The organism is Dietzia cinnamea NBRC 102147 (assembly GCF_001571065.1).
GTDB classification, from domain to species: Bacteria; Actinomycetota; Actinomycetes; order Mycobacteriales; family Mycobacteriaceae; genus Dietzia; species Dietzia cinnamea.
This window is the reverse complement of sequence record NZ_BCSW01000029.1, coordinates 1-18,377: the sequence shown is the minus strand read 5'-3', so window position 1 is coordinate 18,377 and position 18,377 is coordinate 1. Positions and strand designations below refer to the sequence as shown.

Sequence of the window (18,377 nt, the reverse complement as noted above, 5' to 3'; positions counted from 1 at the left end):
GAGGACGAATGACCCGAACCCGTGTGGAAGAAGACCTGCTCGGCACCAAGGAGGTCCCGGCGGACGCGTACTACGGCATCCACACGGTCCGGGCTGTCGAGAACTTTCCCATTGCACCCACCACCATCAGCGACGTCCCCGACTTCGTGCGTGGCATGGTCATGGTGAAGAAGGCCGCCGCCCTGGCCAACCTGGAGATGGGCGTCCTTGACCAGACGGTGGCGGACGCGATCGTCGGGGCGTGCGACGAGATCCTGGTGGACGGACGCTGCATGGACCAGTTCCCCTCCTGCGTCTACCAGGGCGGCGCCGGCACCTCGGTCAACATGAACACCAACGAGGTGGTGGCCAACCTCGCGCTCGAACGGCTCGGGCATCCCAAGGGCTCCTACGACATCATCAGCCCCAACGACGACGTCAACAGGTCCCAGTCCACCAACGATGCCTATCCCACCGGGTTCCGCATCGCCCTGTGGCACGCGCTCGAGCGGCTCGAACCGGCGCTCGTCGCGCTGCGGGAGGCCTGCTACGACAAGTCCGAGGAATTCCGCGAGGTCCTCAAGATGGGCCGCACCCAGCTCCAGGACGCCGTGCCCATGTCCCTGGGCCAGGAGTTCGGCGGCTTCGCCGTGAACCTCGACGAGGAACTCCACGTGCTCGGCTCCGCCGCCCGCATGCTGCTCGACGTCAACCTCGGCGCCACCGCGATCGGCACCGGCGTCAACACCCCGCCCGACTACCGCCGCGCGGTCATCAACCACCTGCGCGCCGTCACCGGCCTCCCGGTCACCGGCGCGATGAACCTCATCGAGGCGACGAGCGATACCGGCGACTACGTCAACGTCCACGCCGCCCTCAAGCGGACCGCGGTCAAGCTGTCGAAGATCTGCAACGACCTGCGGCTGCTGTCCTCCGGGCCGCGCGCCGGCCTCAACGAGATCAACCTGCCCGAACTGCAGGCGGGGTCGTCGATCATGCCAGCCAAGGTCAACCCCGTGATCCCCGAGGTCGTCAACCAGGTGTGCTTCAAGGTGATCGGCAACGACATGACCGTCACCATGGCAGCCGAGGCCGGGCAGCTCCAGCTCAACGTCATGGAGCCGGTGATCGCCCAGGCGATGTTCGAGTCCATCTCCCTGCTCACCAAGGCCATGGAGACGCTCACCGAGAAGTGCGTCCGCGGGATCACCGCCAACGCCGAGATCTGCCGAGCCAACGTGATGAACTCGATCGGGATCGTCACCTACCTCAACCCCATCATCGGCCACCACAACGGCGACATCGTGGGGCGCGAGTGCGCTCGCTCCGGCCGCGGGGTGCGCGAGGTCGTACTGGAGATGGGCCTGCTGTCCGCGGAGGAACTCGACGACATCCTGTCCCCGGCCAACCTCCTGCGCCCGCAGTACAAGGGACGCTCGGTCAAGAACGTCGTGGCACAGCCGGGGCAGGACACGACCGGGCCGACGGGCTGAGGTCGCAAGGGGGCTGATTCCGGGCGCGGGGACCGCTACCGTCGGCCCATGACCTCTCCCACATCGCGCGTCGTCGCCGGACGCGAGATCACCTTCCCGGTTCCCGTCGTGTCCGCCTCGGTCTCGGGCGCGGCCTTCCTCGCGCGGTCCGCCGTCGTGCGCAGGCTCATCGCCGGCGGGCGGCAGTCCGCCGTGATCGAGGCCGCGGGCGCCGAGCCCGTCTCGCTGCCCGGCGGGCGCACCCCGGCGATCATGATCCATGTCCGCTACCACGACGTGCCGGGCAACGTCCTGGGCGCTTATCACGAGATCGGCCTGGCGTTCCAGCTCACCGTGCCCGGCGCGGGGACGCTGGTGCACATCCACGAGCTGCCGGTCGACCAGGACTTCACCCTGGCGGCGGGCAACGAGCTGTGGGGCTTCCCCAAGTGGAAGGGCGACATGGTCGGCACGGCCGGAGGCGCCCTCGACGACGCGCGTCTGGGCGCCGTGGGCTCGGCCGGAGCGGGAGGCGTCGACCTCCGGCTCGACACGCGCGTGGGCCTGCCGATCCCCGGCCGTCAGTCGCTCGCCATGAACTGCGTGCAGGTCCTCGACGGTGCGCCCGTCCTCGTCCGGGCCCAGGCCACGGCGACCGGCGGGCGGATGCGGCCGCTCAGCGGGGCCCGCGTGACGATCGCGCCCGGAGCCGACGACGCCGGCGGCGACGTGGCCCGGTTCGTCGAGGCCGTCCGCGAGCTGGGACTGGACCGGGCCCGCGCGCTCGGCACGTTCTCCTACGAGAAGTTCGAGGCCGAGTTCCAGGCGCCGGCGCCGATCGGCTGAGGGGCCCGGCGCCCGGCGCTGTCCCTCAGTGCCCTTCGCCGAGATTGCCGGACAGCCTCTCCAGTCGCTGCCGACTGGAGCCGTCCAGCCCGATGATCTCCACGGTCTTGCCCTTGGCCGCGTACTTGTGGGTGATCGCGTCCAGGGTCGCGACGGTGGAGGCGTCCCAGATGTCGGCCTCGGTCAGGTCGATCACGACGTGCCGGGGGTCGCCCGAGTAGTCGAACTGGTACACGAGGTCGTTGCTGGACGCCCAGAACAGCTCGCCGCGCACCCGGTATGTGCGGACGTCGATGGTGCCGTCGTCGTCGACGTCGCGCTCGGAGATCTTTTCGAGGGTCGTCATGTGGGCCACGCGCCGGGCGAACATCACCATCGCGGTGAGGACACCGAGAACGACGCCGATGGCGAGGTTCTCGGTGATTACCGTGGCGACCACGGTGACGACCATGACGACCGTCTCGCTCAGCGGCATCAGGCGCAGGGTGCGCGGGTGGATCGAATGCCAGTCCAGGGTGGCCACCGACACCATGATCATCACGGCGACGAGGGCGGCCATGGGGATGAGCCCGACGATGTCGCCCAGCGCCACCACGAGGATGAGCAGGAAGACGCCTGCCAGGAGTGTCGACAGCCGGGTGCGGGCGCCGGACTGCTTGACGTTGATCATCGTCTGGCCGATCATCGCGCAGCCGCCCATGCCGCCGAAGAACCCGGTGACGAGATTCGCGACGCCCTGGCCCCAGCCCTCTCGGGTCTTGTCGGTGCGCACCTCGGTGATGTCGTCGACCAGCTTGGCCGTCATGAGGGATTCCATGAGGCCGACGAGGGCGGTGGCCAGGGCGTAGGGGGCGATGATCTGTAGCGTCTCGAGTGTCCACGGGATGTCGGGGAAGAACAGCGCGGGCAGGGATGAGGGAAGCTCGCCCTGGTCCCCGACGTTCGGCATCGACCATCCGAAGAGCAGGACGACGGCGGTGATCGCGATGATGGCGATCAGCGGGGCCGGCACCGCGGTGGTCAACCGCGGGAAGAACACCATGATCGCGATACCGGCCGCGACCATCGGGTAGACAAGCCACGGAACGCCCAGCAGATGGGGGATCTGGGCGGCGAAGATCAGGATCGCGAGCGCGTTGACGAAACCGATCATCACGCTGCGAGGGATGAAGCGCATGAGCTTGCCCACCCCGATCAGGCTGAGTACCACCTGGATGAACCCGGCGAGGAGCACGGTGGCCACGAGGTAGTCCATCCCGTGGTCGCGGGCGACCGGGGCCACGACGAGGGCGATCGCGCCGGTCGCCGCCGAGATCATCGCGGGGCGCCCGCCGGTGAAGGCGATCGTCACGGCCATGGTGAACGAGGCGAACAGCCCGACGCGAGGATCGACGCCGGCGAGGATCGAGAAGGAGATCGCCTCGGGGATCAGTGCGAGGGCGACGACCAGGCCGGCCAGGACCTCGGTCCGCAACCGCCGCACGGACGAGAAGGCGTACCGGAACGAGGCCAGGACGCCGACCGGCGCCAGACCGTCATCGTCGCCGGCAGGCGCCGGGGAGGGCGCCCCAGGAGTGGTGGCGGGAGCCGACATGGGGATTGTCCTCACCGAGCAGGGGCATGACACACTCTCCCGTAGCGGGAGATTCTGAAGCTACCGTAACGGTAGGTTTGATGATGCGGCGAATCTCCGGCGACCGCTGTGAGCAAGCCCACAAGGAGGATCATGTCGGAGGACGCGGTGCGGAAGATCGGCGAGGTCGCCGAGGCCACCGGTCTGTCGATCCGGACTCTGCGTCACTACGACGAGCTCGGCCTGGTCGTCCCCTCCGGTCACACCGCGGGCGGGTTCCGGCTCTACACCGATGACGACGTCGAACGGCTCCTGCTGGTGCGTCGGATGAAGCCCCTCGGCTTCTCCCTGGAGCGCATGAAGCAGTTCCTGCAGGCCACGGACGTGCTCGCCGCGGGCCGGCGCCCGCAGGCGGGGGGGTCGGGGTCGGAGGAGAGGCGCGCGGCGCGGGCGACCGTCGAGGAGATTCACGGCGAGGCGGAGGCGCGCTACCGCGATCTGCAGAAGCATCTCGACTACGGGGCCGAGTTCCTCCAGCTGGTCCGCGAGAGGCTCGACTAGCCGCTCCCGGGACCCACTCGGCGCGGCCGCCGAAGTTGGCCGCCCGTCCGGACGGAGTAACCACTCTCGCCACACAAGCAACACTGATAATCGCTGGTCACAGCGGTAACGCGGTGCCGAGTCCGGTTCGTTACCTGATCGATCAAACGGTTCGCGTCAGGCGCACCGAAACGGCATTATCGCCATCATGCGCACAAGGCTCACCGCGTCACTCGCGACGATCGCCGTCACCGCCGCCACCCTCGTGGGCGGCGGGGCGGCCACGGCTTCCGCCCAGACCCTGCCTTCCTTCATCCCCCAGCACCTGATCCCGGCGCACCTCGCGCCGCAGGTGGAGGGGATCGTCTCGCAGGTGCGCGCCGCCCTGCCGCCGGAGGCGTGGGCGGCGGTCGGTTCCAGCGAGATGGCGTACGGGGATGTCGCCGCCTTCGGGGTCACCGGGGGGTTGCGCGAGGGGATCATTCGCGAGATCGACGCCTACCGCATCGCCCACGGCCGCGGAGCCCTTGCGCCCAACGCCGACCTTGACCGCGAGGCCCAGGCGTGGGCGGATCGCCTCGCCGCCCGGGATGAGGTGATTCACAACACAGCATTGATCAACCGGGGTCACGGGGAGAACATTGTCGCCGCGGGCACCCATTGTGGGGCGATCTGCCTGGTCGACCTGTGGAAGAACTCGCCCGGCCACAACGAGAATCTCCTCGACCCGGGCTACCGCTCGGCGGGCATGGGCATCGCCTACTCCGGCAACGGCAAAGTTTTCGTGGTACACAACTTCGCGTACTGACCTATGAACTCTGACTGAGCTACTCGATCCGGCAGCGGTGCTCTGAGGGGGCCGAGACGACGGGAGAGATCATGTCCGAACGGATACTGCGAGCACTGAGGCTCAAGACCGATCCGGGGGTGTTCTTCTCGACTGTCGGGGTGATCCTCGCCTTCGTCGTCATCACTTTCTTCGCCGGCGAGTGGGTGGGCGAGGTCTTCGGCACCGCGTCGGGTTGGATCATGACCAACCTCGGGTGGTTCTACGTATTCGGGGTCACGTCGTTCCTGGCCTTTCTCATCTGGATAGCCATCAGCCGGTTCGGACACGTCCGTCTGGGCGGCGACGACGAGGACCCGGAGCACTCCACCGCGGCGTGGTTCGGCATGCTCTTCGCCGCGGGCATCGGCACGATCCTCATGTTCTGGGGCGTCGCGGAGCCCATCTCTCATTTCGCCACGCCGCCGCGGGGGAACGTGGAACCGGGCAGCACGGACGCCGCGCAGGAGGCGATGGCGTTCACGCTGTACCACTTCGGTCTGCACACGTGGACGATCTTCGCCCTGCCGGCCCTCGCGTTCGCCTACTTCATCTACAAGCGCAAGATGCCGCCGCGCGTCAGCTCGATCTTCGCCCCGATCCTCGGGGACAAGGTCTTCGGTCCCATCGGCAAGACAATCGACGTCGTGGCGCTCGTGGGTACCGTCTTCGGCGTGGCCACCTCGGTCGGCCTCGGTACCCTGCAGATCAACGCGGGCCTGGCGGAACTCTTCGGCATCGCGATGTCGCCGGTCGTCCAGGTGCTCATCATCGCGGTCGTCACGTCCGTGGCCTGCATCTCCGTGGCCCTGGGGCTGGAGAAGGGCATCAAGCGGCTGTCCAACCTCAACATCGCCATGGCGATCGCCCTGCTGCTGTTCATCCTCGTCACGGGCCCGACCCTGTTCCTGCTCAAGGGCACGGTCGAGTCGCTGGGCGTCTATCTCGCCACGCTGCCGGAGCTGGCCCTGTGGAACAACGTCTTCCCCGCCAGTGACGACCTGGAATCGTGGCAGAACACGTGGACCGTCTTCTACTGGGCGTGGACCATTACGTGGTCGCCGTTCGTGGGCATCTTCATCGCCCGGATCAGCCGCGGCCGCACCATCCGTCAGTTCGTCTTCGGCGTCCTCGGCCTGCCGGTGGGCTTCTCGGTCCTGTGGTTCGGGATCTTCGGTATGGCCTCGTTCCATGTCGAGTTGTTCGGCTCGGGCGGGCTGACCGAGGCGGTGGTCGACGAGGGTGACATCCCGGGTGCGCTCTTCGCGTTCCTGTCGAACTACCCGCTCGCGACGTTCCTGTCCGGTCTCGCGGTCGTCCTCGTCGTCATCTTCTTCACCACGTCCGTGGATTCCGCGGCGATGGTCGTGGACATGATCGCGTCCGGGAAGGACGACGACGTCCAGGTCTCGCCCACCCATCAGCGCGTGATCTGGGGCGTGCTCATGGGCGCGGTCGGTGCCACGATCCTGGCGGGTACCGGCGAGGGCGGTCTGACCGCCCTTCAGGAGGTCATCACGGTCGTCGGTCTGCCGTTCTTCGTGGTGGGCTTCGTGATGATGTACAGCCTCGTGCGGGGTATCAGCAACGATCTCGGCGAGCGGCCGCCCACGGTGACCCGCCAGTGGCGCCGTGCGTACTCGCCGGAGGCGCTCGAGCGGAACGAGCACTCGCCGTCGCCCGAACCTGTCCACCCGCTGCATCACATCCCGGACTCCGAGCAGGATGACGGGGCGCCGTCGGCCGCCACCGAGGAGGGCTAGGCCAGCGGGAAGGGCTCGGCCAGCGGGGAGGGCTAGTGTCCGCGCACGTCGAGCATGGTCATGCCCGCGTGCATCTCCCAGACGAGGATCTCGGCGCCCTGCGCGCCGGCGGTGACGCGTCGCCCGCCCGTGGCGGTGAGGCGCGCGGCGTCGCCGGTGTCCAGGGCGCCCTCGCCTTCCAGGGTGACCGACCCGAGTGGGACGTAGAGGTGGAGGAAGGGCGCGTCGGGGAGCTCGACGGTGCGTCCGGGTGTGAGCCGGGCGGCGTGGAGCGCGGACGTGCGGTTGCGGATCCGGATGGCGGCGCGGTCCTCGTGGGTGGGTAGGCCCCCGGCGACGACGACGAGGTGGTTCTCGAGCTCGCGCGGATCGATCTCCATTTGTTCGTAGCCGGGTTGCTCACCGGTCGTGTCCGGCACGACCCACATCTGGACGAGGTGGACCGGTTCGGCGGGGGTGTCGGCACGGAGCGAGCCGTCGCGCCAGCCGTCGTTGCGTTCGGAGTGCAGGATCCCCGAGCCCGCGCTCATCCGCTGGGCGAGCCCCGGGTAGATGACGCCGCTGTGGCCCTCTGAGTCCTGGTGGACCAGCGAGCCGGACAGGACCCACGTGACGATCTCCATGTCGCGGTGCCCGTGGGTGTCGAAGCCGGTGCCGGGCGCGATGTGGTCGTCGTTGTTGACCAGCAGTCGCCCGAAGTGCGTGTTCATCGGGTCCTGGTAGCGGCCGAAGGAGAACGAGTGCTGCGAGTCCAGCCAGCCGCCCCGGTCGCGGGACCGCGCACGGGAGCGGTGGATCTCGACGCCGGGGACGAGCGCGGGCACGGTGACCTCCTCGGGACATGGCGGGCCCTGTGCGAGCGCCGCCGGCTCCGGTGACGCATCAACTATAGCGGCGGGGTGGCCGCGCCGCGCCGGGGATGGCCCGCGCCGCATCGGGGTCGCCCGCACCCGCACCGGGGCCGGGGGTCGCCCGCACCGGGGTCGCCCGCACCCGCACCGGGGTCGCCCGCACCCCCGGGCCGGGGGTCGCCCCGATCTGCGCCGAGTGGTCACAAGCGCAGGGCCGACGGGGTCGCGACCGGCGCAAACGTGATCGGATTCGACCGTTCGGCGCTACCCCGCCGGCTGACGGGCGGGATCCGGTGGCATCCGAGTAGGGGGATGGTTAGCGTTCGGAGTCGCACATCAGAACGGGCGTCCAGGTTTCTGGGTGGAAGTACCCGCGGGCGACCATGCTCGCAGGTACCGTGACAGGAGTCACATTTATCGACGGAGGGTAGAGGATGTTGCAGAACGCGCTGATCGCCACGGTTCGAGTGAGTGTGGCCACCTACGCCGGGGTGACGCAGCTCCTCGTGGACAACACGCTCGGCCGCGTACTCGACACGAACCCGGACAAGGTCCGCTAGGCGCCGGTCGACCCCTGAGGTGCGCCCGTTTCGGCCTCCGGGGTGGCATCACGGACCTCGCCGACGAGTCGGGCGAGCACGTCCTCCAGAACCACGAGACCCGACGGGCCGGCTGCGGAGGTGTCGTCCGCGGCGTCATCGCGGTCGACGACCCCCAGGTGGGCCCGGGCCCGCTGCATGGTGGCCAGCACGTCGTCCAGTGGCGTGTCGGGCGACACCGAGCCGAGCCGGCGGATCCGCTCGGGGCGCAACGGGCGGGACGGGTCGTCGGCCAGGACGTCCTTGACGTGGACTTACCCCACGTACCGGCCGTCGCGGAGCACGGGGAACCGAGAATGCCCGGTGCGGACGCACAGCTGTTGTATCTCGCCGGTCGTGAGGTCCGCGTCCACCGCGTCGACCTCATCGAGCGGTCGGAGCACATCCGCCGCGGTGATGTGATCGAACCCCAGCGCGCCCGCGAGGAGGGTGGTCTCGTCCTCGTCCAGCAGGCCCGATTCGCCGGCCGCCGCGACCATCCCGCGCATCTGGTCCACCGTGACCGTGGTGTCCACCTCGGACTTCGGCTCGACGCGTAGGACGTGGCGCACGACGAGGTCGGCGGTCTTGTTCATCAGCCAGATGGCGGGCAGGAACACCAGGACGAACACCCGCAGGACCGGACCCAACAGCAGCGCGGCGGCGGCGGGCCGTGCGATCGCCATGTTCTTGGGCACCATCTCGCCGAGCACCATGTGCAGGAACGTGACGATGAGCAGGGCGATCACCAGCGCGATGGGGTGCGCGAACCCGGTCGACACCCCCAGCCACTCCAGCGGCCTCTCGATGAGGTGCGCGATGGCGGGCTCGCCGACAGCGCCGATGAGGAGGGAACACGCGGTGATCCCGAGCTGCGTGGCGGCCAGCGAGAGCGACACGTTCTCCATGGCACGCAGTGACCACCGGGCGCGGGTGCTGCCCCGGGCCGCGCGGGGCTCGAGGTGGTCGCGGCGCGCGGAGACCATCGCGAACTCGGCGGCCACGAAGAAGCCGTTGCCCAGCAGGAGGGCGGCGAGCACCAGGATCGCGACGCCGTCACTCATCGGACTCCTCCGTCCCCGCGTCGCCGGAGTCGTCCGGCTCGCCGCGCAGGACCGTCGCCCGGACCCGCTCGGCCCGGTAGTCGCTCACCGTCTCGACCCGCAGCCGCACACGGGCCCGGGTGGGGAGGTCGTCGCGGTCGCGGTGCTCGTGGTCGTGGGCCTCCAGCTCCACCTCGTCTCCGACCTCGGGGAGGCGGTCCGCCGATTTTGACAGCACCCCGGACAGGGTCGACGCGGCGCCCGCCGGGGGGATCTCCAGCCGCAGGATCGCGCCCAGTTCGTCGGGCCGCATCATCCCGCCGACCAGGACCGTGTCGTCGTCGATCCGCTCGTGCGTGCGGGACGCGCGGTCCTGCTCGTCGTCGATCTCGCCGACGATCTCCTCCACCAGGTCCTCGAGCGTGACGATCCCCGCGGTACCGCCGAACTCGTCCACGACCACCGCCATCTGCAGATCGGTCTGCCGTAGCAGCCGCATCAGGGGATCGAGGGTCATCATCTCCGAGACCACGGTCGGCTCGGCGGCGATGTCGCGCACCGGAGTGCGGTCCCGCTCATCGGGGTCCACGGCCAGCGCCTGGCGGTAGTGGACGACGCCCACCACCTCGTCGACGGTGCCGCCGAGGACGGGGAAGCGGGACCGGCCGGTCGCGGCGACGGTGTCCAGCAGGTCCTGCGCAGTGTGGTCGCGAAGAAACGTCACGAGCGGCCTGGGCACCATCGCGTCGGCCGCCCGGTGCTCGCCGAACGAGATCGACCGGGTCACGAGCTCGGCGGTGTGCGGGTCCATCACGCCCTCGCGTCCCGACCGCGCCGCCGACGCCCGCAGCTCCTCGGGGGAGCGGGCGTCACCCGGTTCCTCCGTCGGGGTGAACCCGAGCAGGCGCAGCACCTGGTTGGCCGAGGCGTTGAGGGCGGTGACCAGCCAACCGAACACGGTCATGAACGTGCGCTGCGGATGCACGACCAGCCTCGCCACCTGCATGGGTGCGGCGATGGCCCAGTTCTTGGGGACGAGCTCGCCGAAGACCATCTGGAGGAAGGTGACGACGACGAAGGCCGCCGTCATCGCGATACCGCGGGCGGCGGCCTCCGGCATTCCGGACAGGCCCAACGCGCCGGTGAGCAGTTCCCCGACGGAGGGGCCCGTGAGGTATCCCGCCACGAGGCTGCTGACCGTGATGCCGAGCTGGGCCCCCGACAGGTTCGTCGAGGTCTTCGAGAGCGAGGAGTCCAGGGCCGCGGCGACGCGATCGCCCTCCGAGCCGGCGGCGCGGACGTCGTCCCGGTTGACGGTGAGGAACCCGAACTCGACCCCGACGAACAGCGCGTTCGCTGCGATGAGCAGGACCAGCGCCAGCGTGAGGAGGAGTGCGACGGTCACCGGTCGACCGGGCTACTGACCGTCGGCCGTGCCGTCGGAGCCGCCGACGGCGTGGTCCGGCTGCTCGGGGGTCCGGTACACCTTCGACTGCTCGGCCCGGTCGGCTGAGCTCTCACCGGACGCGCCGGTGGCCGCGTCGCCGGCGGCGTGCCCGGTGTCGCCGGCGGTCGAGGGCCGGGACGCCGGGGCGCGACCCTCCTCGTCGGTGCCTCGGGTGGTGCTCCCGTCACCGGCGCCGGAGCCGTCGACGGTGTTGCCGAGCTCCTCCGGCGACTCGTCGGGCACGCGGGCGTCGTTCTCGGGTCGGGTCGAGTCGGTCACGGTCGCCTCCGGGGGTCGTCGGTGGGTCGTGCTGTGTGGTGCCTCGGTCTGTGGTGTCGACCCTAGCCGTGTCCGCCACGGCCCGTCGGGCTCTCGCGGCGTCACAGGTGTGCCTTAGTCTGGTGCCCATGTCGGACAATCCCTTCGGTCGGGTCATCACCGCGATGGTGACCCCCATGCACGACGACGGCTCGATCGACTTCGACGCGCTGCAGCGACTCGCGGTCCATCTCGCCGACCACGGCCACGACGGTCTGCTGGTCAACGGCACGACCGGCGAGTCGGCCACCACTACGGACGACGAGGACTACGACAGCGTCGCCGCGGTCGTCGAGGCCGTCGGCGACCGCGTGCAGGTCATGGCCGGATGCGGCACCAACGACACCGAGCACTCCATGCGAGCGGCCCGCGAGATGGTGGCGAGGGGTGCGGACAGCCTGCTCGTGGTGACCCCGTACTACAACAAGCCCACACAGCACGGGATCGTCGAGCACTTCCGGATGATCGCCGAGGCCGCCGACCGGCCGGTGATGGCGTACGACATCCCGGGGCGCACCGGCACCGCGCTGGCCACCGACACCATCCGTCGGCTCGCGGAGATCCCCCACGTGCGGGCGGTCAAGGACGCCAAGGGGGACCTGTTCGAGGCCAGCCGCCTCATGGCCGAGACCGACCTGCTCTGGTACTCGGGTGACGACGTGCTCAACCTGGCGTTCCTGGCCCTCGGCGCCACGGGGATCGTCTCGGTGGTCGGCCACGTCGCCGGCGACGACTACCGGGCGATGATCGACGCCGTGGACGCGGGCGACCTGCCGCGGGCCCGCGAGATCCACACGCGCCTCATCCCGGCCGTGGACGCCATCATGCACACCTCGCAGGGCGCCATCCAGGTCAAGGCCGCGCTGAAGATGGCCGGTCTCATCGGCTCGGACCGCCTGCGCATGCCGCTGCTCCAGGGGCCGCCCGAGCATCAGGCCAAGCTGCGCGACGGGCTGGCCGCCGCCGGGCTGGCCTGACGGGTCGCTCCTAGCGGAACGCCGCGGCCTCCGTGCACCGCCGCCACAACGCGGCGGCGGTGGCACGGTCGTGCGAACGGCGGCTCGACCGGGTGAGGTGCGGGTGCCCCCGCAGACCACCGAGGCGGTCCGGTCCGACGAACGCCCCGCCCGGCACGTCGGGCACCGTCGCGGCGTAGAGCACGGACAGCGCGCCCGTCTCCGGTGACAGGCCCGCCCAGGTGAGGGAGTTGCCGAGTGCGAAGAACCGGTCGGCGACAGGGTTGCCGCTCTGCCGGATGAGTTCGGTCGCGGTGTAGCCGGGATGCGCGGCGACCGAGCGGAGGCCGCCGCCGGCCCGCTCGAAGTGCCGCTGCCACTCGTAGGCCAGCATGATGCACGCCAGCTTGGAGTTCGCGTACGCGGCCATCGGCCGGTAGCCGCGGACGTCCATGCCGAGGTCGTCGGTGTCGACCCGCCCCATCAGATGCGCGAGGGAGCCCAGCCAGACCACGCGGTCCGTCAGGATCGGCTCGAGGCCCAGGGTGAGCGCGTGGTGGCCGAGGACGTTGACCCCGAACTGCATCTCGTGGCCCTGCGCCGTGCGGGCGTGCGGGATGTTCATCACGCCGGCGTTGTTGATGAGGACGTCGACCCGGCCGCCACCGGACCGTGCCGCGTCGGGCGCCGAGGCCTCCGCCCGCATGGCGGCGACGAACTCGTCGACCGAGTCCAGATCGGCCATGTCCAGCCGGCACACACGCGCTCGCTCGCGCGAAGCCTCAGGAAGGGTCGCGCGCGCCGCCTCTGCCTTCTCCAGGTTCCGGCAGGCCATCACGACCCGGGCCCCCCGCGCCGTGAGCGCGGCCGTCGTGGCCAGCCCGATGCCCCCGTTGGCGCCGGTCACCACGAACGTCCGCCCGGTCTGGTCGGGGATGTCGACGGCGGACCATCTGCGGGATCGTGTCATGAAGATCAGTCAACCAGCCGCGCCTGCCCTGCGGTGGTGCTCTCCTGTGGTAACGCGGGGATATCGTCCGCGATCTCTTTGTGACACACTCGTCGGGGTGCGTGAGTCCCACAGGCCACACGCCTCCCTCACCGTTCGAGATCCCGGAGTACCTCCATGACGTTCGACCGCCGATCCTTCCTCCGTCGCGCAGGCCTCAGCGCGGCCGGGGCCGGCGCCATCGCCGCGGGCCTGACCCCCGCGGTGGGCGCTCAGTCCTCCATCCCCGCCGAGATCGGTGCCCTGCCGGGCGCGGGAGCCGGGGTCCCGGTCGGCACGCTGCTCGACTACGCCTCCGGCCCGCCGTCGGCGGCGTCGGTCCGCGCGGCCGGCCACATGGGTGCCGTGCGCTACTGCTCTAACCGCCGCCCCGGCGCCGAGTGGATGTCCGGCAAGCCGCTCCTGCGCCGCGAGGTCGACGACTTTCGTGCCCACGGACTGAACATGGTCTCCTGCTACCAGTACGGTCGCGCCGAGACCGCGGACTGGAAGGGCGGCGCCGGCGCCGGCGATCACCACGCGCCCATCGGCATCCGCATCCACCGGGAGGCCGGCGGGCCGTCGGGCGTGCCGATGTACGTGGCGATCGACGACAACCCCACCCGCTGGCAGTTCGACAACCAGATCCGCCCGTACCTCGAGCGCTGGCGCGCCCACCTGCACGGCTCGGGCATGAAGCTCGGCGTGTACGCCAACGCGCCGACGATCGACTGGTGCCGGCAGATCGGCCTCGGGCAGTACTTCTGGCAGCACGACTGGGGTTCCGGTGGGCGGCTCAACCCGGCCGCGACGATCCACCAGCTGCCCGTGGCGCAGCAGGTCACCGTCGGCGGTGTGGTGTCCGACCTCAACCGCGTCTACGCGCTGGACTACGGCCAGTGGTGGCCGATCGACCCGCTCGCGCTCGCGCAGTCGGCGCTGGGCAGCTCGATCTGACCGACCGGCGACGCTTCGGCACGCCCCGGCGTCGTCCGCGTCCGCGATCCCGCGGCCGGCGACACCGGGGCGCACTGCTATCCGGCGACGGTCACTCGACGGTGATCTCGCCCATCGTGCCCCACTGATCGCCCTCCGCCGGGGTGTTGATGATGCGCGGCGTTCGCTCGAGGTACCGGGCGGCTGACCCCGTGAACTGCTGGAAGTGGTCCGACTGCACATGCAGGGCCGGCGCGTCGCCCTCGCGGAACGCCTCGCACAGCAGGTAGGTGTTCGGGGACTCCGGCGAGCGGTACCAGTCGAACCACAGGTTGCCCGCCTCGGCGCGGGTGGCCTCGGTGAACTCGCGGGTGATCTCGAGCCAGGAGTCGGCGAACTCGGGTTTGACGTCAAAGCGCACGTTGATGAGGATCATGTCCCCATCCTGCCGGGCCCGGCGAGGGTCGTCGAGGCGTGGCTCGGCACGGGCGATTCGGCCGTGACTCGCCCGGCGTCGCCGCACACGCCTACCCTGTATCAGGTGACCATCGAGCTGAGCATCGAGAACCCGTGCGTCCCGCAGGCGGAGGCCGACTCCTCCGTCCGCGCCGTCTGGAACCGCTTGTCGCTCGACGCGACCTCGAGCCGGAACGAACCGCTGATCGCGGGTCTGGTCCTGGATCTCATCGACGGGTGCGACGACCTCGGTGAATCCCTGGCGCGGCTCGCCGCGTCCCGGATCGCGACGCCCGAGATCGGCCGCCACGTCCTGGAGAAGGAGATCCGGGCGGTGCTGGTCGAGCACCCCCACGTCCTCGACGCCGTGGCCGCGGACCTCGTGGTGAGCTACGAGAGGAACCCGGCCTACCCCAACTATCTGGTGCCCTATCTCTTCGCCAAGGGTTTCCTCGGGCTCCAGGTGCACCGCGTCGCCCACGAGACGTGGAACTCCGGTCGCGTGATGGCCGCGTCGTTCCTACAGAGCCGCATCTCCGAGGTCTTCGCGATGGACATCCACCCGGCCGCGCGGGTCGGCTCGGGCATCCTCGTCGACCACGCCACCGGCATCGTCGTGGGGGAGACCTGCGTGATCGGCGACGGCGTCTCGATCCTCCAGGGCGTCACCCTCGGCGGCACGGGGAACGAGGACGGCGACCGGCATCCCAAGATCGGGTCCGGCGTCCTGCTCTCGGCGGGCTCGATCGTGCTCGGCAACGTCCGCGTCGGCGACTGCTCGAAGGTCGCCGCCGGTTCGGTCGTCCTGCACGAGGTCCCGCCCCACACCACCGTGGCGGGAGTGCCCGCCAAGATCGTCCGCCGGCACGCGGATTCGCTGGTCCCCGCCGAGCGGATGGACCAGGAGATCGACCCGCAGGGATAGGGCGGCGAGCCGATGCGGGTCCTGGTGGTCGACGACGAGCCGGCGCTGCGCGAGAGCCTGCGCCGCGGCCTGGCCGCGGGCGGGTGGTCCGTGGAGACCGCCCCCGACGGCGAAGCCGGTCTCGAGATGGCCTGCGGCGACGACTTCGACGTCGTCGTGCTGGACATCATGATGCCGCGCCGCAGCGGCTACGAGGTGGTCCGCGAGATGCGGCGACGCGGCATCTGGACCCCTGTGCTCATGCTCACCGCCAAGGACGGTGAGTACGACGAGGCCGACGCGTTCGACCTGGGAGCCGACGACTACCTGGTCAAGCCGTTCTCGTTCGTCGTCCTCGAGGCGAGGCTACGGGCCCTGGTGCGCCGCGGCGCACCCGAACGACCCGCCACGTTCGAGGCCGGCGACCTCGTCGTGGACCCCGCCGCGCGGGAGGTCCGCCGGGGCGACACCCGGATCAGCGTGACCGCCAGGGAGTACGCGGTGCTCGAATACCTCATCCGCAACCGTAACCAGGTGGTGTCCAAGGCGCAGATCATGCGTGCCGTGTGGGACTCCGCCTACGACGGGGACGACAACATCGTCGAGGTCTACGTCGGATACCTGCGTCGCAAGATCGACACCCCGTTCGGTGCCCACGCCATCGAGACCGTCCGCGGCCAGGGCTACCGGCTGGTCGACAGCGAGGTCACTCCTTCAGGGACAGCGCCTCGCGGTAGGTGAGCTTGCGGCCGGTCTGCATGATCGACCGGCGGTAGACCCGCTCGGCGATCCGGATGATCACCGCGGCGGTGACGAGCGTGATCACGGTGGCGACGGCCGGCTCCCACCACGACGCGGTGCCGGCCACCAGGCGGATCGGCATCGTCACCGTGGACATGATGGGCACGTAGGAACCGATGACCTGCCACGTGTCCTGGAGGAAGAGGCCTCCGAAGAACACGATCATGATGACCGTGAGCAGGGGCGAGGTGGTGGTCTGGACGTCCTCGGCGCGGGTGGCCATCGCACCGGCGACGGCGAACAGGCATGCCAGCGCGACGAAGCCGATGACGAAGAGCACCAGGTACCAGACCGCCGCGCCGGCGACCGATGGCAGCAGGGTGGCGTAGTCGGTGAAGCTGAGGCCGATCAGGCCGATGGCCACGAAGATCACCATCTGCCCCAGGGCGAGGGCCGTGGCGCCGACGACCTTGCCGACGAGCAGCTGCCGCAGCGGGATGGCGGCGGCGAGGATCTCGACGATCCGCGACTGCTTCTCCTCCACGACGCTGTTGGCGATCGCGTATCCGAAGAGGATCGCCGCCATGTAGAAGAGGAAGACGAACACGAACCCGGCGATCACCTGGACCCCCTCGTCGTCCGTCCCGTCGGCCTCGAGGAGACGCTCCTCGACGACCGAGCCCGCGGTGAGATCGGCGACAGTGGTCCCGGCGGCCGCGGCGTTGCGCTCGAGCGCGTCGGCCGCCACCGTCGCGCTGACCGCGGCGGCGACGTCCGAGTCGACGCCGTCGGAGCCGACGAGCGTCCACGCCCCCGGCTCGCCGAGCAGGGCGGCGTCGACGTCGCCGTCGCGTACCGCCTGTTCGGCCGCCGCCGGATCCGCCACCTGCTCGATCCCGAGTCGCACGGTGGGTGCGCCCGCGGTCGCCGAGGAGTCGGTGTCCTCGCCGTCGGCGGCGTCGGCCCGCACGTTCGTCTGCTCGACGATCGTCACCGCGTCGCCCGAGACGACAGCGATCCGCTTCTCCCCGTCGTCCCCGCCCAGCAGGAACGACACCCCGAACGCGACGATGAAGATCGCGATGGTCGTGAGGGTGGAGATGATGAAGTTCCGGTCGCGCAGTTTGACCATGATCTCGCGCCCGGCGACGATCCGCCATGCGGCGTCCGTGGAGCGGGGCCCGGTGGAGGCGTCCTCGTGGTCGGCCGACGACGGGCGTCGTGTGAGGGGGGTGGTGGTCATGAGGTCACCTCGCGGTAGATATCGGACAGGCTGGGCACGACCCGGGCGAGCTCGCTGACGCTGCCGCGGGCCATCGCCTCACGCAGGACGAGGTCCGTGCTCCCCGGGCCCTCGAGTTCGAGCAGTGCGGCCGGGCCGTCGACGTCCACGACGTGCACGCCGGGCAGTGAACGCACCCAGCCGGCGTCCCCGCCCACGACGAGGCGGTGCAGCACCCGGCCCCGGCTGCGGAGCTCGGACACGGTCCCGGTCGACACGACCCGCCCTCGGGCCAGGACGACGAGCTGGTCGCAGAGCCGCTCGACGAGATCGAGTTGGTGGGAGGAGAACAGGACGGGCACGCCCCGGGTGGTGTACTCGCGCAGGAGGTCGACCATGGAGTCCACCGCGGCCGGGTCCAGGCCGGAGAAGGGCTCGTCGAGGACGAGGAACTCGGGCTCACCGATGACGGCGGCCGCGATCTGGACGCGCTGCTGATTGCCGAGTGAGAGCGACTCGAGTTTGTCGCCCGTGCGCTCGCCCAGGCCGAACCGGTCGAGGAGGTCGAGCGCGGTGTGCTTGGCGCCCGCCGCGCTGCGGCCCTGCAGCCGGCCGAGGTAGACGAGCTGGTCGAGGATCGGCTGCTTCGGGTACAGGCCCCGCTCCTCCGGCATGTAGCCGAACGTGCGCCGGTCGGCGACCGTGACCTCGCGACCCGCCCACGTCACGGTTCCCGCGCTGGGCTGGAGGACGCCCATGATCATGCGCATCGTGGTGGTCTTGCCGGCGCCGTTGCCGCCGACGAAGCCGGTCATCGCCCCGGCGGGGACCTCGAAGGTCACGCCGTCGACGGCGAGGTTGTCGCCGAATCGTCTGGTCAGTCCGTTGACTCCGAGCATCGTGCCCTCCCTGGCGCCGGTGTACTGCTCACGCTAGGA

Annotated in this window: 20 protein-coding genes; 10 read left to right on the top strand and 10 right to left on the bottom strand. The window is 70.1% G+C overall.

Features of this window, described 5'->3' with window-relative positions; genetic code table 11:
- The first annotated feature begins 8 nt into the window (after positions 1-8).
- Both aspA and DCI01S_RS11000 read left to right on the top strand, forming a co-directional pair.
- A complete protein-coding gene (aspA, locus tag DCI01S_RS11005) occupies positions 9-1,472 on the top strand; it encodes an aspartate ammonia-lyase (protein ID WP_061229270.1) in 1,464 nt (487 codons plus the stop codon).
- 48 nt (positions 1,473-1,520) lie between these two features.
- Complete coding sequence (locus DCI01S_RS11000) at positions 1,521-2,297, top strand: acetoacetate decarboxylase family protein (RefSeq protein WP_061229269.1); 777 nt, start codon at positions 1,521-1,523, stop codon at positions 2,295-2,297.
- Between the two features lie 25 nt (positions 2,298-2,322).
- On the opposite strand, the gene DCI01S_RS10995 is transcribed toward DCI01S_RS11000, so the two are convergent.
- Entirely contained in the window at positions 2,323-3,891 is a 1,569-nt protein-coding gene (locus DCI01S_RS10995; RefSeq protein WP_061229268.1) for a SulP family inorganic anion transporter, read from the bottom strand.
- Positions 3,892-4,023: 132 nt separating this feature from the next.
- Here DCI01S_RS10995 and DCI01S_RS10990 point away from each other — a divergent pair, with 132 nt between their 5' ends.
- The 3 genes from DCI01S_RS10990 to DCI01S_RS10980 all read left to right on the top strand — a co-directional run bounded on the left by DCI01S_RS10990 (position 4,024) and on the right by DCI01S_RS10980 (position 6,999).
- Positions 4,024-4,431 (top strand): MerR family transcriptional regulator, encoded by a 408-nt coding sequence (locus DCI01S_RS10990; RefSeq protein ID WP_061229267.1) that lies wholly within the window; start codon positions 4,024-4,026, stop codon positions 4,429-4,431.
- A gap of 187 nt (positions 4,432-4,618) precedes the next feature.
- Positions 4,619-5,218: a CAP domain-containing protein gene (locus tag DCI01S_RS10985; RefSeq protein WP_061229266.1), complete on the top strand. Its 600-nt coding sequence runs from the start codon at positions 4,619-4,621 to the stop codon at positions 5,216-5,218.
- Positions 5,219-5,289: 71 nt separating this feature from the next.
- The gene (locus DCI01S_RS10980; RefSeq protein WP_061229265.1) at positions 5,290-6,999 is read left to right on the top strand and encodes a BCCT family transporter; all 1,710 of its coding nucleotides are present in this window, start codon (positions 5,290-5,292) and stop codon (positions 6,997-6,999) included.
- Between the two features lie 32 nt (positions 7,000-7,031).
- Here the strand turns inward: DCI01S_RS10980 and DCI01S_RS10975 are convergent, their stop codons facing one another.
- A complete protein-coding gene (locus DCI01S_RS10975) occupies positions 7,032-7,823 on the bottom strand; it encodes a pirin family protein (RefSeq protein WP_061229264.1) in 792 nt (263 codons plus the stop codon).
- A 461-nt stretch (positions 7,824-8,284) separates the two neighbouring features.
- Between DCI01S_RS10975 and DCI01S_RS18050 the strand changes: the two genes are divergently transcribed.
- Positions 8,285-8,410: a hypothetical protein gene (locus tag DCI01S_RS18050; protein ID WP_256386791.1), complete on the top strand. Its 126-nt coding sequence runs from the start codon at positions 8,285-8,287 to the stop codon at positions 8,408-8,410.
- Here DCI01S_RS18050 and DCI01S_RS17875 read toward each other — a convergent pair.
- The 4 genes from DCI01S_RS17875 to DCI01S_RS10960 all read right to left on the bottom strand — a co-directional run bounded on the left by DCI01S_RS17875 (position 8,407) and on the right by DCI01S_RS10960 (position 11,197).
- A complete protein-coding gene (locus tag DCI01S_RS17875; RefSeq protein ID WP_232303028.1) occupies positions 8,407-8,628 on the bottom strand; it encodes a hypothetical protein in 222 nt (73 codons plus the stop codon). The genes DCI01S_RS18050 and DCI01S_RS17875 overlap by 4 nt on opposite strands.
- A 75-nt stretch (positions 8,629-8,703) precedes the next feature.
- Complete coding sequence (locus DCI01S_RS10970; RefSeq protein WP_244881703.1) at positions 8,704-9,492, bottom strand: hemolysin family protein; 789 nt, start codon at positions 9,490-9,492, stop codon at positions 8,704-8,706.
- Positions 9,485-10,876, bottom strand: a complete 1,392-nt coding sequence (locus DCI01S_RS10965; protein WP_061229263.1) for a hemolysin family protein — start codon at positions 10,874-10,876, stop codon at positions 9,485-9,487. Before DCI01S_RS10965 ends, DCI01S_RS10970 begins: the two co-directional genes overlap by 8 nt.
- 12 nt (positions 10,877-10,888) lie before the next feature.
- Positions 10,889-11,197, bottom strand: a complete 309-nt coding sequence (locus DCI01S_RS10960) for a hypothetical protein (protein WP_061229262.1) — start codon at positions 11,195-11,197, stop codon at positions 10,889-10,891.
- A gap of 128 nt (positions 11,198-11,325) precedes the next feature.
- On the opposite strand from DCI01S_RS10960, the gene dapA reads away from it, so the two are divergent.
- The gene (gene dapA / locus DCI01S_RS10955; RefSeq protein ID WP_061229261.1) at positions 11,326-12,213 is read left to right on the top strand and encodes a 4-hydroxy-tetrahydrodipicolinate synthase; all 888 of its coding nucleotides are present in this window, start codon (positions 11,326-11,328) and stop codon (positions 12,211-12,213) included.
- A 10-nt stretch (positions 12,214-12,223) separates the two neighbouring features.
- On the opposite strand, the gene DCI01S_RS10950 is transcribed toward dapA, so the two are convergent.
- On the bottom strand, positions 12,224-13,162 hold the full coding sequence (locus DCI01S_RS10950; RefSeq protein ID WP_061229260.1) for an SDR family NAD(P)-dependent oxidoreductase: 939 nt from the start codon (positions 13,160-13,162) through the stop codon (positions 12,224-12,226).
- 156 nt (positions 13,163-13,318) lie between these two features.
- Here DCI01S_RS10950 and DCI01S_RS10945 point away from each other — a divergent pair, with 156 nt between their 5' ends.
- Entirely contained in the window at positions 13,319-14,137 is an 819-nt protein-coding gene (locus DCI01S_RS10945; RefSeq protein WP_061229259.1) for a DUF1906 domain-containing protein, read from the top strand.
- A gap of 91 nt (positions 14,138-14,228) precedes the next feature.
- Here DCI01S_RS10945 and DCI01S_RS10940 read toward each other — a convergent pair whose 3' ends face one another.
- Positions 14,229-14,552 carry a putative quinol monooxygenase gene (locus DCI01S_RS10940; RefSeq protein WP_061229258.1) on the bottom strand — a complete coding sequence of 108 codons (324 nt, stop codon included), beginning with the start codon at positions 14,550-14,552 and terminating at the stop codon, positions 14,229-14,231.
- Positions 14,553-14,657: 105 nt separating this feature from the next.
- On the opposite strand from DCI01S_RS10940, the gene epsC reads away from it, so the two are divergent.
- Both epsC and DCI01S_RS10930 read left to right on the top strand, forming a co-directional pair.
- Entirely contained in the window at positions 14,658-15,497 is an 840-nt protein-coding gene (epsC, locus tag DCI01S_RS10935) for a serine O-acetyltransferase EpsC (protein WP_061229257.1), read from the top strand.
- Positions 15,498-15,509: 12 nt separating this feature from the next.
- Entirely contained in the window at positions 15,510-16,217 is a 708-nt protein-coding gene (locus DCI01S_RS10930; RefSeq protein WP_061229256.1) for a response regulator transcription factor, read from the top strand.
- Here DCI01S_RS10930 and DCI01S_RS10925 read toward each other — a convergent pair.
- Together DCI01S_RS10925 and DCI01S_RS10920 are read right to left on the bottom strand one after the other, a co-directional pair.
- Entirely contained in the window at positions 16,183-17,460 is a 1,278-nt protein-coding gene (locus DCI01S_RS10925; RefSeq protein ID WP_061229255.1) for an ABC transporter permease, read from the bottom strand. The genes DCI01S_RS10930 and DCI01S_RS10925 overlap by 35 nt on opposite strands.
- Positions 17,457-18,338, bottom strand: a complete 882-nt coding sequence (locus DCI01S_RS10920; RefSeq protein WP_061229254.1) for an ABC transporter ATP-binding protein — start codon at positions 18,336-18,338, stop codon at positions 17,457-17,459. Before DCI01S_RS10920 ends, DCI01S_RS10925 begins: the two co-directional genes overlap by 4 nt.
- Between the last annotated feature and the right edge of the window lie 39 nt (positions 18,339-18,377).